The sequence below is a fragment of the Actinopolyspora mortivallis genome (genome assembly GCF_003001495.1).
GTDB lineage: Bacteria > Actinomycetota > Actinomycetes > Mycobacteriales > Pseudonocardiaceae > Actinopolyspora > Actinopolyspora mortivallis_A.
Genome location: NZ_PVSR01000027.1, coordinates 25,248 through 39,483, shown reverse-complemented (window position 1 = coordinate 39,483; position 14,236 = coordinate 25,248). Strand labels below are relative to the sequence as shown.

The 14,236-nt window shown below is 69.9% G+C and carries 16 protein-coding genes; 10 read left to right on the top strand and 6 right to left on the bottom strand.

The features are described from left to right. Positions 1 to 39: 39 nt before the first annotated feature. Both CEP50_RS14305 and CEP50_RS14300 read right to left on the bottom strand, forming a co-directional pair. Positions 40 to 1,389, bottom strand: a complete 1,350-nt coding sequence (locus tag CEP50_RS14305) for a phosphomannomutase/phosphoglucomutase (protein WP_106114457.1) — start codon at positions 1,387 to 1,389, stop codon at positions 40 to 42. Positions 1,390 to 1,693: 304 nt separating this feature from the next. Next, the gene (locus tag CEP50_RS14300) at positions 1,694 to 2,059 is read right to left on the bottom strand and encodes a DUF3499 domain-containing protein (RefSeq protein WP_106114456.1); all 366 of its coding nucleotides are present in this window, start codon (positions 2,057 to 2,059) and stop codon (positions 1,694 to 1,696) included. A 253-nt stretch (positions 2,060 to 2,312) separates the two neighbouring features. Between CEP50_RS14300 and CEP50_RS14295 the strand changes: the two genes are divergently transcribed. After that, entirely contained in the window at positions 2,313 to 2,789 is a 477-nt protein-coding gene (locus CEP50_RS14295; protein ID WP_106114455.1) for a metallopeptidase family protein, read from the top strand. A 54-nt stretch (positions 2,790 to 2,843) separates the two neighbouring features. Here the strand turns inward: CEP50_RS14295 and CEP50_RS14290 are convergent, their stop codons facing one another. Together CEP50_RS14290 and CEP50_RS14285 are read right to left on the bottom strand one after the other, a co-directional pair. Continuing rightward, positions 2,844 to 6,206, bottom strand: a complete 3,363-nt coding sequence (locus CEP50_RS14290; RefSeq protein WP_106114454.1) for a glycosyltransferase — start codon at positions 6,204 to 6,206, stop codon at positions 2,844 to 2,846. 135 nt (positions 6,207 to 6,341) lie between these two features. Continuing rightward, positions 6,342 to 6,569 (bottom strand): WhiB family transcriptional regulator, encoded by a 228-nt coding sequence (locus tag CEP50_RS14285; protein WP_169509107.1) that lies wholly within the window; start codon positions 6,567 to 6,569, stop codon positions 6,342 to 6,344. 552 nt (positions 6,570 to 7,121) lie between these two features. On the opposite strand from CEP50_RS14285, the gene CEP50_RS14280 reads away from it, so the two are divergent. From CEP50_RS14280 to CEP50_RS14255, 6 genes are all read left to right on the top strand, one after another. Further along, entirely contained in the window at positions 7,122 to 7,862 is a 741-nt protein-coding gene (locus tag CEP50_RS14280; protein WP_106114474.1) for a site-2 protease family protein, read from the top strand. A 73-nt stretch (positions 7,863 to 7,935) separates the two neighbouring features. After that, positions 7,936 to 8,946: a 2-phospho-L-lactate transferase gene (gene cofD / locus CEP50_RS14275; protein WP_106114453.1), complete on the top strand. Its 1,011-nt coding sequence runs from the start codon at positions 7,936 to 7,938 to the stop codon at positions 8,944 to 8,946. Beyond that, positions 8,943 to 10,286, top strand: a complete 1,344-nt coding sequence (locus CEP50_RS14270; protein ID WP_106114452.1) for a coenzyme F420-0:L-glutamate ligase — start codon at positions 8,943 to 8,945, stop codon at positions 10,284 to 10,286. The genes cofD and CEP50_RS14270 overlap by 4 nt, the downstream gene beginning before the upstream one ends. After that, the gene (locus CEP50_RS14265; RefSeq protein WP_106114451.1) at positions 10,283 to 10,852 is read left to right on the top strand and encodes an NUDIX hydrolase; all 570 of its coding nucleotides are present in this window, start codon (positions 10,283 to 10,285) and stop codon (positions 10,850 to 10,852) included. The genes CEP50_RS14270 and CEP50_RS14265 overlap by 4 nt, the downstream gene beginning before the upstream one ends. 467 nt (positions 10,853 to 11,319) lie before the next feature. After that, positions 11,320 to 11,559 carry a hypothetical protein gene (locus tag CEP50_RS14260; RefSeq protein WP_146134813.1) on the top strand — a complete coding sequence of 80 codons (240 nt, stop codon included), beginning with the start codon at positions 11,320 to 11,322 and terminating at the stop codon, positions 11,557 to 11,559. Between the two features lie 341 nt (positions 11,560 to 11,900). After that, positions 11,901 to 12,083 (top strand): DUF397 domain-containing protein, encoded by a 183-nt coding sequence (locus tag CEP50_RS14255; RefSeq protein ID WP_106114473.1) that lies wholly within the window; start codon positions 11,901 to 11,903, stop codon positions 12,081 to 12,083. 171 nt (positions 12,084 to 12,254) lie between these two features. Here CEP50_RS14255 and CEP50_RS14250 read toward each other — a convergent pair whose 3' ends face one another. Together CEP50_RS14250 and CEP50_RS20170 are read right to left on the bottom strand one after the other, a co-directional pair. Next, positions 12,255 to 12,590, bottom strand: coding sequence for a type II toxin-antitoxin system VapC family toxin (locus CEP50_RS14250; RefSeq protein WP_258175250.1), 336 nt, complete (start codon positions 12,588 to 12,590; stop codon positions 12,255 to 12,257). Positions 12,591 to 12,640: 50 nt separating this feature from the next. Next, on the bottom strand, positions 12,641 to 12,907 hold the full coding sequence (locus CEP50_RS20170) for a FitA-like ribbon-helix-helix domain-containing protein (protein ID WP_181188394.1): 267 nt from the start codon (positions 12,905 to 12,907) through the stop codon (positions 12,641 to 12,643). A gap of 169 nt (positions 12,908 to 13,076) precedes the next feature. Here CEP50_RS20170 and CEP50_RS14240 point away from each other — a divergent pair, with 169 nt between their 5' ends. The 3 genes from CEP50_RS14240 to CEP50_RS14230 all read left to right on the top strand — a co-directional run bounded on the left by CEP50_RS14240 (position 13,077) and on the right by CEP50_RS14230 (position 14,227). Further along, positions 13,077 to 13,211, top strand: a complete 135-nt coding sequence (locus CEP50_RS14240; RefSeq protein ID WP_106114448.1) for a DUF397 domain-containing protein — start codon at positions 13,077 to 13,079, stop codon at positions 13,209 to 13,211. Positions 13,212 to 13,427: 216 nt separating this feature from the next. Further along, on the top strand, positions 13,428 to 13,586 hold the full coding sequence (locus CEP50_RS20165; RefSeq protein WP_181188393.1) for a hypothetical protein: 159 nt from the start codon (positions 13,428 to 13,430) through the stop codon (positions 13,584 to 13,586). Between the two features lie 11 nt (positions 13,587 to 13,597). Then, a complete protein-coding gene (locus CEP50_RS14230) occupies positions 13,598 to 14,227 on the top strand; it encodes a hypothetical protein (protein WP_258175245.1) in 630 nt (209 codons plus the stop codon). Positions 14,228 to 14,236: the final 9 nt, after the last annotated feature.

The following is a 14,236-nucleotide window of genomic DNA, read 5'->3' as shown; positions in this document are numbered from 1 at the left end:
CTCCATGTGGGTAGCGTCGCCCACATTTCCCGTGACCGTTCACCTGCGCAGTATCGTGAGCACTTCGTCACGCAGCGCCGACATCCTCTCGGAATCGGTGGCCTCCACGTTCAACCGGAGAACCGGCTCCGTGTTGGACGGACGGAGGTTGAACCACGAACCGTCCGACAACTCCACGGTAAGCCCGTCGAGCTCGTCGATACGAGCACCGTTGCGGTGGCGGAACTCCTCGATCACGGCACGCATCCTGCTCGTCTGGTCGTCCACGCGCGAATTGACCTCGCCGGAGGCGACGTAACGGGAGTAGTCGGACATCAACCCGGCCAGGGTGTTCTGCTGTTTGCCCAGCGCGGCGAGCACGTGCAGCGCGGCCAGCATCCCCGAGTCCGCGCGCCAGAACTCGCGGAAGTAGTAGTGCGCCGAGTGCTCCCCACCGAAGATCGCACCGGTCTCGGCCATCGTCTGCTTGATGAAGGAGTGACCGACCCTGGTGCGCACCGGCTTGCCCCCGTGTTCGCTGACGATCTCGGGGACCGCCCTGGAGGTGATCAGGTTGTGGATGATCGAGGCACCCGGTTCGACCTCCAGTTCCCGGACGGCGATCAGCGCCGTGATCGCGCTGGGGGACACGGCCTCGCCTGCGGCGTCCAGCACGAAGCAGCGGTCCGCGTCCCCGTCGAAGGCCAGGCCGAGGTCAGCTCCCACCTCGGGAACCTTGGCACGCAGATCCTCCAGGTTGGCCGGCTCCAGCGGGTTCGCCTCGTGGTTGGGGAAGGTCCCGTCGAGGTCGAAGTACAGGGGCACCAGCTCGATGGGCAGCCCCTCGAACACGCTCGGCACGGTGTGCCCGGCCATGCCGTTGCCGGCGTCCACCACCACCCGCAGTGGACGGATGGAGGTCAGGTCCACCAGCCCGCGCAGGTAGTCGGCGTACTCGCGGAGCATGTCGCGTCGGGTGACGCTTCCCTGCGCCCCCAGGAACTCGGGCACTCCGTGGCCGATCAGCTCCTTGATCTCGGACAGTCCGCTGTCCTGTCCCACGGGGGCAGCTCCGGCCCGGCACAGCTTGATCCCGTTGTACTCGGGCGGGTTGTGGCTGGCGGTGAACATCGCACCGGGCAGGTCCAGGTGCCCGGAGGCGAAGTAGAGCATGTCGGTGCTGGCCAAACCGATGTGCACGACATCGATGCCCTGGCCGGTCACCCCTTCGGAGAACGCCGCGGCCAGCTCTGGGGAGGACTCCCGCATGTCGTGGCCGACCACCACGGCGGGCCCTCCGACCAGTCTGGTGAACGCGGCACCGACCTCCCTGGCCAGCTCCGCGTCCAGCTCTTCACCCACCAAACCCCGGATGTCGTACGCCTTGACGATCCCCGACAGGTCCCGCACGCTGCACTCTCCCCGTAAGTTAACGGCACTCTTGCCTGCGTGCCGAGCCTACCGGCGCCCACGGGCGGTGTGCTGTCCGCCGGACGGCCAAGACCACTGCCCGATCAGCCCAGCACCGGCCCTCCGAACCGCAGGAACCCCGAAGACACGCTGTTCCCCCCGCCCGACAACAGCCCGCCCGCACGTAGGGTCGTCCACCTCCGCGTCCGGCCCCTTCCGGGGGCGTGCACTCCCCACGGGGGCGTAACGACTGTGCCAGGACTCACACTCGCTCGCCTCCGGGCCTCGCGGAACCGGCGGGGAACTACTCCTCCCCCGGGTCGGGCAACGCGCGCAGATGCCCGCGGCGGATCCCCCTGCCGGAACGGGAGCCGGACTCCCCTCCTTCGGAGGGGTCCGTGCGTCCCGCCTCACGAACGGCCTCGGCCAACGCCGTCAGATCGTCCTCGGAGGGTTGCGCGGCGGCGAACTCCCCTTCGTGCCGCACGACGTGCCACCCCTTCGGGGCGGTCAGCCGCATCGCGTGCTCTTCGCAGAGATCGTAACTGTGGGGTTCGACATAGCTGGCCAGCGGCCCGACCACGGCGGTCGAGTCCGCATAGGCATAGGTCAGCGTAGCCACCGCCGGGCGGGTACACCCGGTTCGCGAGCAACGCCTCACGCTCCGCACGCCTGGCACCATAGCGCCCTTGTCACGTCGGCACTCGTCGGCACGCGGAAAACACACCCGAACAACCGGGCCTCGGCACCGGCACAGCTCGACAAGACTCCGCTCACCGCCCGTTCACACCGTGGAATCACTCGTTCAGTGAAGTACAACACGTGGAGAGGACACGACCGATCTCCCCTGTCGGGGGCGGGTTTGTCCCCGGATGTGTCCACACGATTGCCATAGCACCACACACGCGGCGTACCCTCGTCGCGTGGTGACCGCACGGGAAACTCGGCAACGGCTCGGGAAGCGTCGGGAACGGCGTGGCCGCGGGCTGCGCGGACCGCTCTACCCCTCCTCACTGCCGGCCGCCAAGAGCAGGTCCCAGCGCTTCGACGCGCTCGTGCTGGAAGCGCTGGAACCCATCGAGCAGCGTTGGCAGACGGAACTGACCCAGCTGGACGTGGCCGTGGACGAGGTACCGGAGGTCGAGGGCACCTCGCCCGAGTCGGTGGTCTGGGGCGACGACATGGTGCTGGACTCGAACGTGCCGCTGGCCCGTCTCGTCCCGGCGGGGGTGGACCGACGCGGTCTGCCCACCAGGGCCCGGATCGTGCTGTACCGCAGACCGCTGGAGGCCCGGGCACGCAACCGGGCGGACCTGGTGGACCTGCTGTACGAGGTCCTGGTGGAACAGGTCGCCAACTACCTGGGGCTCGACCCCGGTGTGATCGGGGGCAACCAGTAGGTCCACCGGCGTGTTCGCCCCCGGTTCCCGGCCGGGGAGCGGGCGGGGGCGGCCCTACCGCGGGTGCCGTGTGCCCGGTCTCCGCGAACGCCGGGAAAGCGCACCGATCACGGTGAACAGCAGCGCGGCGGCCTGCACCGTCAGCAGCGTGGTGCGGGGAACACCGGTGTAGCCGATGGTCACCTCGCCGGCCTCCTCCGGAAGGGGAACGGCCAGCTGCCCACCCCAGCCGGTGGCGAGTCCGACCCGCTCGCCGTCCACCCGTGCCCACCACCCGGGTTCCCGCTGCGCGGCGAGCAGCAGCACACGTCCCGGGGCTCCCCGGGAGAAACGGACCGTCACGTGCGGGGGCTCCGCCCGCACCCGGATCGGCCGGGACTGGGGACGCGGCGGTGCTCCCTCCCGTGCCTCGGTCGCCTGGGCCGGCCCGAGAAGAGCGACCCGGGTGTGCGGGAACACCACCCGGAACACCCTTCCGAGACCGTCGGCGTTCCCGAGGTCCTCCACCAGGTCACCGGCGAGTTCCCCGAACGGAGACGCCCGTCGCTCGGGAAGCGCGATCCGTCCCGTTCCCCGGGCCGCGGCGGCGACCACCCCGGAACGAACCCGCTCGGCCCGTTCGGACAGCAGGTCCCGCTGGATCCGCTCCAACGCGGAGACCGCCCCCTCGGCGGGAGGCAGGCTCCCCGTCCCGAACTCCGGCTGTCGTCGTGGGGACAGCACGGGCGTCTGTCCCGGGCGCAGTCTCATCCAGTAGCCGTCCGCCGTGGACCCGGCCACGGGACTGGTGTCCCCTCCGCTCATGCGCAGTGGTCCGGTGCGCCCCACGACAGCGGCGCCCGCGGCGAGCAGCAGCACCGAGAGCACCACGGCGGTGGCGGTCACGCGGCGCGGCAGTGATGAGAGCGGGGGTCTCTCCGCTCCCGCCACGGCGGCGAGCACGATCCACAGCAGACCACAGGACACGACCAGCAGCGGGCCACCCGGCCACCCCGGCACGGGTGAGCCACCGGACACCGGCGGAAGACGGAGCGAGACCGCGAGCAGGGCCGCGCCCCCGCCGAGGAGCACGAGCAGCACCCCGGGCAGCACGAGACGGCCACGGGAGTACACCCCCGCGGACAACGCGGCGACGAGCAGCACCAGCCCCGCCCCTCCGAGCACCGCCACACCGGAGGGCGAGCCCCACGGCGGAGTTCCCGAGGCGGTTCCCATCACGGAGCCCGTGCCGTGCAGCAGGATGCCGGGCTCGCTCAGCCAGACACCGGGCCAGGGCAGCAGGCAGGCCACGGGTAACAGCACCAGGGCAGCGAAACCACCCGTGCGGCGGAGCGGGCCGGTGGGCACGGCGGCCGGGGAGACGAACCCCACGGCGGCCACCAACACCAGCAGCACGTACGTTCCCGGGGAGAACGCCGCCAGCAGCGCCAGACCGAGCACGAGCCTGCACGTGGTGCCCAGCCAGTTCGGCCCGCCCCGGGTGCGGGCGGGAAGGGCCCCCACCACCGATCCGATCCCGACCAGCAGTGGTGGCAGCAGCACGTGGGTGACCACCACGTCGATCCGTCCCTGGCTGGTCGCGAGCATCCCCACCGGCAACAGCGCGTAGGCGGCGGCCACCACCGCGCGTGCCGCGCGGGAGGCCGGCAGGACTCCGCCGGCGTGGTAGGCCGCCACACCGGCCAGCGGCACCTGGAGCAACAGCAGCAGGGCGAGCGCGGCCGGAGGCCCCCCGAACGGAGCCAACACCCCTCCGAACAGCCCCAGAACCAGCAGGGCCGGCGAGGCGGGGGCGGCGGTGCCGCCGTGCACCGGATGCCAGGCCGCCAGGTAGGTCGACCAGGTGCCTTCCAGACCGGGAACCGGCAGCAGCCTCCCTCCGTGCGGATCCAGTCCGAACCGGCCGACCTCAGCCATCAGACCGTGCACAGTCAGTGAGAACAGCGCCAGCCCCACGACCAACACCAACGGCGGACTCAGCAGCAGCTCGCGCGCCACCCGCGCACGACTCACCGGGACCAGCAGCAGATCCCGGGCGGGATCCCCGGCCTCTTCCCTCCCACGGGGACGCGGGGAGGGACGCTGCTCGTCTTCCTCCTCCGCCGTCGCTGTTGTCTCCGGCAGGGACACCACCACGGACCCGCTCGGTTTGCGCAGCCCCGCGGCGGATCTCCTCCGGGGCCCACCCGTGCCGAGAGCACCGGCGGGCAGGGCGTCCGGCCCGTGCCGGGGAAGGTCGTGTCCGGCCCTCTCCACCGGACGTCCGCCCCGGGTCTCCGGCAGTCCGAGGGTGGTGTCCCGGCGCACCCGGCGCCGCACGAGTCGTGCGTAGCCGGTCACCAGGGCCGCGCGGAGACGGGCGGTTCTTCCGATCAGGAGTTCCCGCACGTCGTGGGCCGCACCGCTCCGGCCGTGCCCCTCCCGCGCGGCACGGACCCGGAGTCCGCCACGTGTCAGCCTTCCCATGGCCACGACCTCGGCCCGGGCCCGTGCCCACCGACCGCTCAGGACGCAGCCGAGCACGAGGAGCACCGCGGTCAGCGGAAGCCGGAGCAGCGCCGTCCGGTACGCGCGTGGGCCCGTGTTGGCCAGGTAGACCAGCAGTTCGTCCGCCCGTCTGTCGGCGGGACCGGCCACGTCCTCGACGACCGTGCCGCGAAGCGGCCGTGAGCGGTCCCGAGCCGGTCGGCGCAGTCGGGCGGCGGGGACCGACAACACCACGTGCCCCGTGGCGTTGATCCGCCATCCCAGGTCCACCTCGGCCCCGGCCGAGGACAGTTCCTCGTCGAACCCGCCGAGCTCCTCGAACACCTCCCGTCGCAGCAGGGCTCCCGAGGCGGGTACGGCCAACACCTCGGAAACCTGGAGGGGCTCCTCCGCACCGTCGCCGGTGTTCCGCAACGAGGGGTCGATCTCGAACTCGGTCGTCCCGGTGCGAACGCGGCCCGAGGTGTCCATGGACAGCGCCGCGTCCACCACGAAGCGGGGGTCGTCCGCGTCGAGGGCGAGCGGACCGAGCGCGGCGGCCGAGGAGTCGGTGTCGGCCACGTGGAGCAGAGTCCGCAGGCACTCCGGCTCGGGAAGGGTGTCGTCGTCCAGCAGCCACACCCAGCTGCCGGGGTCTCCCCAACGGCGCTCGGCCAGTTCCAGGGCCCGGTTGACGGCGGCCCCGGATCCGGTGTCCGCCTCGGGGGTGACCACGCCGTGTGGCGGTCCTTCACCCGAGGAGGGCTCCTCGATCCCCGCTCCGAGGTCCACGGCCAGCACGTGGCGCGGACGCACCGTCAGCTCCTCCAGAGCCGCCAGCACGTCGGCCAGCTGCTCCGCCCCCCGGCGGCACACCACGATCGCGAGTACCGGTTCCGTCCGGGGACGCGCTCGAGCCGCGGACTGCGCGGCGGCACGGAATACGGCCACCCTCTCCTCCCGTGTGCCGGGGTCCGATCACCGCGTAACGGTAATGGACGGCACAGTGGTGGGGTGGCCGTTGCCCGTACTTGCTCGGTGCAGCCCGGCCGCTGAGCACGCCGGGGCGCAGGTCACGAACCCGGTTCAGCCCGCCTGCCGCTTGAGCCTGCGTCGCTCCCGTTCGGAAAGACCTCCCCAAATACCGAACCTCTCGTCGTGTTCCAGGGCGTATTCGAGGCATTCCGAACGCACTTCACACCCGGCGCAAATACGTTTCGCCTCGCGGGTCGAGCCTCCCTTTTCCGGAAAGAACGCCTCCGGGTCCGTTTGCGCGCACAGGGCACGCTCCTGCCAGTCCTGATCCTCCTCCATTCCGATCAGGCCGGCCAGAATGTCGAGCTCGCCCACACGAGCCTCGTCCCCCGCCGTGAGGTCGCTTCGCTCGATCTGCAACATGTGAACCTCCCCCGTTTAGTTATTCCGATCCCGCGGACCTCCCCAGGACACGCGGGACGTAGGGAACCGGCTCCCCACCGGTTCGACGCTCGGCCGGTCATTCCCGGCCGCCGGGCGGTTCGTGGCCACGCCACCACGAAGTCGCCCGACCGTGCACTCCTCCGGGCCTCCCTACACCCGGCGCCACCGATCGGGTGATCATTGCCACACCTGGCGGGGATGGTGATCAACTATTTCGGTGGCTGAATAACACTGTTGTGATTACACCCGTGTAGCCCTCCGCGGTCAAGCCGAGACCTTCCGTGGAGGGAACCGGAAACGTCTCGACGGAGTACGCCCACTCCGTCACAGCGTGTTCATTTCGTTACTCCGTTCGGCCTTTTCAAGATCCCGGATCTAGGAATACCACCGACACCCCGACGACGCTCGACGAAAGAGCGGGAGACTGGTGGGGTGCGAAACACCTCGATGCGCGTGAGCCCCCTGTTCTTGGCCCTGTTGGCTGTCACCGTACTGGGTGGCGTTCTGGCCACACTGGACAACGGCTTCCTCGTCACCACGGGTGTCGTGCTGATCGTGCTCGGCGGGTGGGCCACCTCGCTGTGCCTGCACGAATTCGGTCACGCGATCACCGCGTTCCGGGGTGGGGACCGTGCCGTGCGCGCCAAGGGCTACCTCACACTCGACCCACGTCACTACACCGACCCCGTGTTGAGCCTGCTGCTGCCGATACTGTTCGTACTCATCGGCGGTATCCCTCTTCCGGGTGGGGCCGTGTGGATCAACCACGCGGCGCTGCGTTCCAAAAAGGACGAGGCCACCGTCTCCCTCGCCGGTCCGGTGATGAACCTGCTGATCGGGATCGGACTCACCGCGTCCGTGGCCACGATCGCCATGCCGTACCCCCTCGCGGCGGGACTGTCCTACCTCGCCTTCCTGCAGGTGATCGCCTTCGTGCTCAACATCCTTCCCATCCCCGGGCTCGACGGCTACGGAGCGATAGAACCCTGGCTGTCCCCCCAGGCCCGCCAGTTCGGGGAACAGGCCCGCCCGTGGGCACCGCTGGGGATCATCCTGGTCCTGGTCGTGATTCCCGGAGTGGGATCGCTCTTCTTCGAGGCGGCCTTCGCCCTGTTCGACACCGTCGGCGGAACGGACACACTGGCCATCCACGGCAGCTCCCTGTTCCGCTTCTGGGAACGCCTCTGAGCCGACGGGGCGGGCCCGCCCGAGAGGCGAGGTTCGCCACCGCCGCCCACCCGGCCGTGGGAGGATTTCCGTCGTGAAGGTCGCAGTACTGGTCGGCGGAGTCGGTGGCGCGCAGTTCCTGCTCGGGGTCAAGAGTGCCCTGGGACTGCCCGCGATCGGCGAGCCCGAGCAAGATTCACCGCACGAGATCTCCGCGATCGTCAACATCGCCGACGACGTCTGGATGCACGGACTGCGGGTGTGCCCCGACCTGGACACCTGCATGTACACCCTCGGGGGAGGCATCGACACCGCCAAGGGCTGGGGACGCTCCCACGAGACGTGGTCGGCCTCCGAGGAACTGGCCTCCTACGGAGCGGAACCGAGTTGGTTCGGCCTCGGCGACCGGGATCTGGCGACACACCTGGTCCGCACCAGGATGCTGCGGGCGGGATACTCGCTCTCCGACGTGACCGCGGCGCTGTGCGACCGCTGGCGCCCCGGGGTGCGGCTGCTGCCCGTCACCGACGACCGGGTGGAGACCCACGTCGCGATCGAGGATCCCGGCGGTTCCGGTGCCAGGGCCGTGCACTTCCAGGAGTGGTGGGTCCGTTACGGGGCCGAGCCCCCGGCCCACGCGATCGTCCAGGTCGGTGCCGAGGAGGCCTCCGCCAACGAGGAGACGGTGGCGGCGATCACGGACGCCGACCTGGTGCTGCTGGCACCGTCGAACCCCGTGGTCAGCATCGGCGCCGTGCTCGCCGTGCCCGGGATGCGGGCGGCGCTGCGCTCCACCTCCGCCCCGGTGGTGGGACTGTCCCCGGTGGTCGGAGGACGTGCGGTTCGCGGCATGGCCGAGGCCTGTCTGAAGGCGATCGGCGTGGACAGCACGGCCCAGGCGGTGGGCGAGCACTACGGTTCCCGCTCCACCTCCGAGGAGGGTGTGCTGGACGCCTGGTTGGTGCACAGCACCGACACCGCCCAGATCCCCGGTGTGGCCACCCGGTCGGTGCCGCTGCTCATGTCGGACGTGTCGGCCAGCGCGGAGATGGCCCGCGCCGCCTTCGACATCGGAGGCGTGGCACTGCCGGAGGTGACCGGATGAGCGACCACGCGGCGGCAGAAGGACTGGAACTGCACGCGGTCCCCGGGCTGCCCGAGTTCTCCGAGGGGGACGACTTCGCCGCGGCCCTGGCCGCGCGCGCCCCGTGGCTGCGGGACGGCGACGTGCTGGTGGTCACCAGCAAGGTCCTCTCCAAGGTCGAGGGGCGGATCGTCCGTGCTCCCCGGGATCCCGAACAGCGGGACGCGTTGCGTCGTGAACTGGTGCTGTCCGAGGCCGATCACGTGCTGGCGCGGCGCGGCAGAACACTGATCACCCAGAACAAGCTCGGCATCGTGCAGGCGGCCTCCGGGGTGGACGCCTCCAACGTCGCCACGGACGAGATCGCGCTGCTGCCGCGCGACCCGGACGCCAGTGCCGAGGAACTGCGCGCCGCGCTGTTCGAACGGCTCGGGGTCCGGGTGGCCGTGGTGATCACCGACACCATGGGACGGGCCTGGAGGGTCGGGCAGACCGACGTGGCGATCGGCTCGGCGGGGATCTCCGTGCTGCACCGCTACGCGGGAACCGAGGACTCGCTCGGCAACGCCCTGGAGGTCACCTCGGTCGCGGTGGCCGACGAGGTCGCCGCCGCGGCCGATCTGGTCAAGGGCAAGCTCGGCGGCACCCCCGTGGCCGTGGTGCGTGGGCTGACCGTCCGGGACGACGGGTCCGTGGCCGGCGACCTCGTCCGCACCGTCGAGGAGGACCTGTTCCGACTGGGAACGGCCGAGGCTATCGCCCGGGGACACCGCGAGGCGGTGCTGCTGCGCCGCTCGGTGCGCGAGTTCTCCGAGACACCGGTGGACTCGGGCGCCCTGCGCCGGGCCGTGGGTGCGGCGCTGACCGCTCCCGCCCCGCACCACACCGAACCGGTGCGGTTCGTGTGGCTGCGGGACCGGACGCTGCGCACCAAGCTGCTGGACGCGATGCGCACCGCCTGGCTGGAGGACCTGCGCGCCGACGGGCTCTCCGAGCAGCGGGCCCAACGCAGGGTCACCCGGGGGGAGCTGCTCTACGCGGCTCCGGAACTGGTGGTCCCGTTCCTGGTCCGCGACGGGGCGCACGAGTACCCGGACGAACGCCGCGCCGGGGCGGAACGGGCGATGTTCCAGGTGGCGGGGGGCGCGGCCGTGCAGAACCTGCTGGTCGCCCTGGCCGCCGAGGAGCTGGGCTCGTGCTGGGTCTCCTCGACGCTGTTCTGCCCCGAGGTGGTGCGTTCCGTGCTCGAACTGCCCGCGGCGTGGGAGCCGTTGGGGGCGGTGGCGGTCGGGCACCCGGCGACTCCCTCGGAGGGACCTCGGGAGCCCCGTGATCCGGAAAGGGGGCTGTTGGAGCTGTGAACGGCCCGCACACCGACGCGCTGCGGACGCTGCGGCAGTGGTCCGGAGCGGAGTTCTCCCCCGGCCAGGAGGCCTTGCGGCACGCCTTCGTGACCCTGCTGCTGGCTCGGCCGGACGCGTGTCTGCGCGAGTGCGAACCGGGGCACGTGACCGCCTCCGCTCTGGTGGTGGATCACACGGCCGAGCACGTGCTGCTGACCCTGCATCCCCGCGTGGGGCGCTGGTTGCAGCTCGGCGGGCACTGTGAACACCCGGACGAAACACTCGCCGGGGCCGCGCTGCGCGAGGCCACCGAGGAGTCCGGGATCGAGGGGTTGACCGTGGAGGAGGAGCCGGTGCACCTGGACGTGCACCCGGTGACGTGCTCGCTCGGTGTGCCCACCCGGCACTTCGACGTGCGCTTCCTGGTGCGCGCCCCGGAAGGGGCCCTCGCCCGGCGCAGCGCCGAGTCGGTCGACCTGCGCTGGTGGCCCGTCGCGGAACCGCCCGACGAGAGCGATCTCGGCCCGCTGCTGACGGCGGCCTCCCCCCGACTGGAGGAGGGGCGAGCCGGGGCGAGGTCGTGACCTCCTGCCGGGCCGGTGGTTCCCCTCGGAGACTTCCGGCCCGGCCCGTTTCCCGGAAGGAATCCGGACAGGGCGCCCGCCGTCCTTCCGGAAGGGGAATACCCGTCCACGAAACATCGTTCCGGAAGACGAGAATCCTCTGGTCGACAATAGGATCGACCTCGCCGTCGACAATATCGGAAACGGCGCTCGGGCGATGTGACAATCAGCACTGAAAATGTTTCATCCTCCGCCCCGGAACTCGGTATGCTCGGTTTCCCAGAACGGAATCCTGCGAGTCGGTCCGGATCGAACCGCTTTCGGAACGGACGACGGTGCCCGCACCGTTTCCGCACCGGAAGGACCTCCAGCGGGCCGGTCGGCCTGCCGATGGAGTGATCACGGGGTTCGACGGCACGGCGGATCCGGAGCTCGGGCTCCCGCCCGGGCCGAGGACCGACGCGAGGACGGAACGAGGGAGACGGACGATGAACGGAGTCGAAGCGGAGGAGCTCACCGGGCTGGCCGGGAAATTACGCGGGGCGACCGACGTGTTGGACAGCGCCACCCAGCCCTCGCCCCTGCCGAACGTGGGAGAGGCAGCACGGGCACTGGCCGACTCGATGGCGATGCTGACCGGTTCGACCCCCGAGGACGCGGCCGAGAACGACACGGACGCGCCCGGCAGGGACAAGGACACCGAGCAGCGCGGTTCCCGGGCACGCTGAGACCCGGTTCGGTCTGATCACCCGCTCCCGGAGGGGCCCTCGGACGTGGTCCGGCTCCGCCGGGAACGCTCTCCTGCCGCGGTGAGTCCTCCGCGTGGTACTGGTTCTCACGGTTCGCCGGGGGATTCGGAGACGGCGCGTCCGAAGCCGTTCGGCTCAGGACCGAGACGGATCGGTGCATCCGCCGCTCCCGGGAGAGCAGGCGCAACGCCGACCGCGGGCCGCGGAACCTGCCGTGGAGGCCTCCGTGTGCCGCGAACACCTCGACTGCGCTCGACGGCGCTGTCTCCGAGCGATTCGTTGGCAGCTGTCGAGAAGCGTATCGATTGAAAGGTTCCGTCGTGACGCCGAGGCTCGAAACCCTGCGGTGGCGCACATCCAGCTACAGCGACAACGGGGCGTGCGTCGAAGTCGCGGCGTTGCCCGGTGCGGTCGCCGCCCGGGACTCCGAGGAGCGCCGGGGCCCCGTGCTGACCTTCGACCACCGACAGTGGCGGGCCTTCCTGCACAGCCTGCGCGGTTGACCACCATCGGCGGTACCGCGGAACAGCGATGAACCGTGGCCACTGGTTTCGAAGGTCTCCCGGCTGGGCAGAGGTCTCACGAGGGATCGGAGTCCAGCCGGACACCGAAGCGAACACCACGTCGGCACGGCCGAACCGGTCCCCGATATCCGACCTCCGGGGCGAGCCCAGCTACCGCACGAGCCGGATCTCGCAATGCAGCCGTGGCGCCCTCGCCAACCGAGCATCCCCCGTGACCAGCACTGAATCGTGCACTTCCGCGACCGCGACATAAGCGGCGTCGTACGGGGAGAGATTGTCCCGCAGTTCCCAGATCCGCCCGTTCACCGGAATCGTGAAATCGAGCGTCTCCACCGCGGCACTGGACCAGCGTTCCAGGGCCGTGTGGGCATCCCGCTCCGAGATCTTGCGTCCGCGTACCAGACCACGAAGCACATTGAGCATCTCGACTGGCTGATGTGGTGGAGCCGCCCAGTGCGGGTCTGCGCCCAGCGTTTTCCGCACCATCGGACTGCTGTGACCGGCTCCCAGGAAAAACGCGACCAGGGTGGAGGTGTCTACGACGAGCAAGCCGTCCCCTCCTGGTCATCCGGTTCGGACCTCTCCCCACGAGCTTCGTGTACGGCCTCGACGATCTCCTCCATGCTCAGCAGACCACCACCGATCGGCTGCAGCTCGGTCAGTTCGACGTTGCGCGCGAACCGCGCTTCCCGCTCGAACACGCGCAACAGGTAGCTCTGCAACGACTGGCCGCTGCGTTGCGCGGCCTCGGCGAGCACGTCACGAACCTCTTCGGGAACGTTGCGGACCGTCACCGTAGTCATGCATGCATTATAGCTGCTTTGTGCAGTCCAAACAACAGCAAGCCACGGGGCGAGTTCCCACACCTCCACGATCAAGACCCGCCGTCGACGAGGTCGACGAACCACGTGGTTGCTTCGACAATGACCACTGCCGTGGAATGATTCGGCGCAGCCGACCGAGAGGTGAACGGTGACCGGCGAGGACCACCGTCTCGACTGGCGGGGATCCAGCTACAGCGGCAACAACGGCGCGTGCGTCGAAGTCGCGGCGCTGCCCGGTGCGGTCGCCGCCCGGGACTCCAAGGACCGCCAGGGCCCATGCTGACCTTCGACCACCGACAGTGGCAAGTGTTCCTGCACAGCCTGCGCGGCTGATCGACACCGCGCCCCGGGCGCGGTTCGTGCGGCACGCACCGCCACCACGCCCGAATCCGAGAAACTTCTCTCCCGGTCACGAGTCGAGGTTGGGCGCCCACTCCTCGGCGAAGGTCTCCATCCGGCGCACCACCAGCCTGGCGGCGTTCTGCCGCGCACCCGGGCCGTGGCCGGTGGTGTCGCTGTCAGTGTCGGTGTCGGTTTCGCCATCGACGAATGGGGCGACGACGTCGTGGACGCGGCAGGCGACGCCGCGAACTGGGCCGGCGACAAGATCGGCGACGCGGCGGACGCCGTCGGCGACTTCGTCGACGACATCTTCTGAAACGAGCGCTCATGAATCACACAGCCGGGCTGCCGCCCAAACCCGACCCCCGGACCGGAGAACCACGCCCCCCTCGCGCACCGCTGGAACCCGAGTGGAAAGGCGCCGAGAAAAAACGCCCGGGAGGGGAGAACAAAGCCCCTCAAACTCCGGAAGGTGAATCGCCCGTACTCGAATGGTTCTATCCGTCCCGCGGCCAGTCGTTCAGTATCGGACTGACGATATCCCTCGTCGTCCTCACGTTCGGCATCATCAGAGACGGCGGGATCGGATGGATGACAACGTGGTGGCTCTGGTTGTTCATAGTTCCGTGGCCGTTCATCACGTTGTTGGCAGGGCGCAACACGCGCATGGCGGCTGGGGCCGACTGGCTTCGTTACGGCAAGAATGGATTCATCAGCACGTACGAACTCACATCGGTGAAGGTCGCCACGGAAGGCGCTTCCCGAGTGCTACAACTGAACGACGCGGACGGACGGAGACTGTCGGCGCAACTCAACGATCTCCAGCGGAACCGCGAGCTGTGGGACCTCGTCTACAACGGCATCCTGCACTCGGTACGCGGCAACGGAGCCGAAACCAACAAACTCGCCCGAACCCTCCTCGACCTCGACAACCCACTCCGCTTCCGAGGAGAGTGAGCAAAGCGC

What these genes read in the sequence shown, in the direction of transcription:
- CEP50_RS14285 (WP_169509107.1), bottom strand. Translation starts at nt 6,569, where the DNA reads ATGGAGGAGGATCAGGACTGGCAGGAGCGTGCCCTGTGCGCGCAAACG.
- CEP50_RS14280 (WP_106114474.1), top strand. Translation starts at nt 7,122, where the DNA reads ATGCGCGTGAGCCCCCTGTTCTTGGCCCTGTTGGCTGTCACCGTACTG.
- CEP50_RS14270 (WP_106114452.1), top strand. Translation starts at nt 8,943, where the DNA reads ATGAGCGACCACGCGGCGGCAGAAGGACTGGAACTGCACGCGGTCCCC.
- CEP50_RS14260 (WP_146134813.1), top strand. Translation starts at nt 11,320, where the DNA reads ATGAACGGAGTCGAAGCGGAGGAGCTCACCGGGCTGGCCGGGAAATTA.
- CEP50_RS14250 (WP_258175250.1), bottom strand. Translation starts at nt 12,590, where the DNA reads ATGGTGCGGAAAACGCTGGGCGCAGACCCGCACTGGGCGGCTCCACCA.
- CEP50_RS20170 (WP_181188394.1), bottom strand. Translation starts at nt 12,907, where the DNA reads ATGACTACGGTGACGGTCCGCAACGTTCCCGAAGAGGTTCGTGACGTG.
- CEP50_RS14230 (WP_258175245.1), top strand. Translation starts at nt 13,598, where the DNA reads ATGAATCACACAGCCGGGCTGCCGCCCAAACCCGACCCCCGGACCGGA.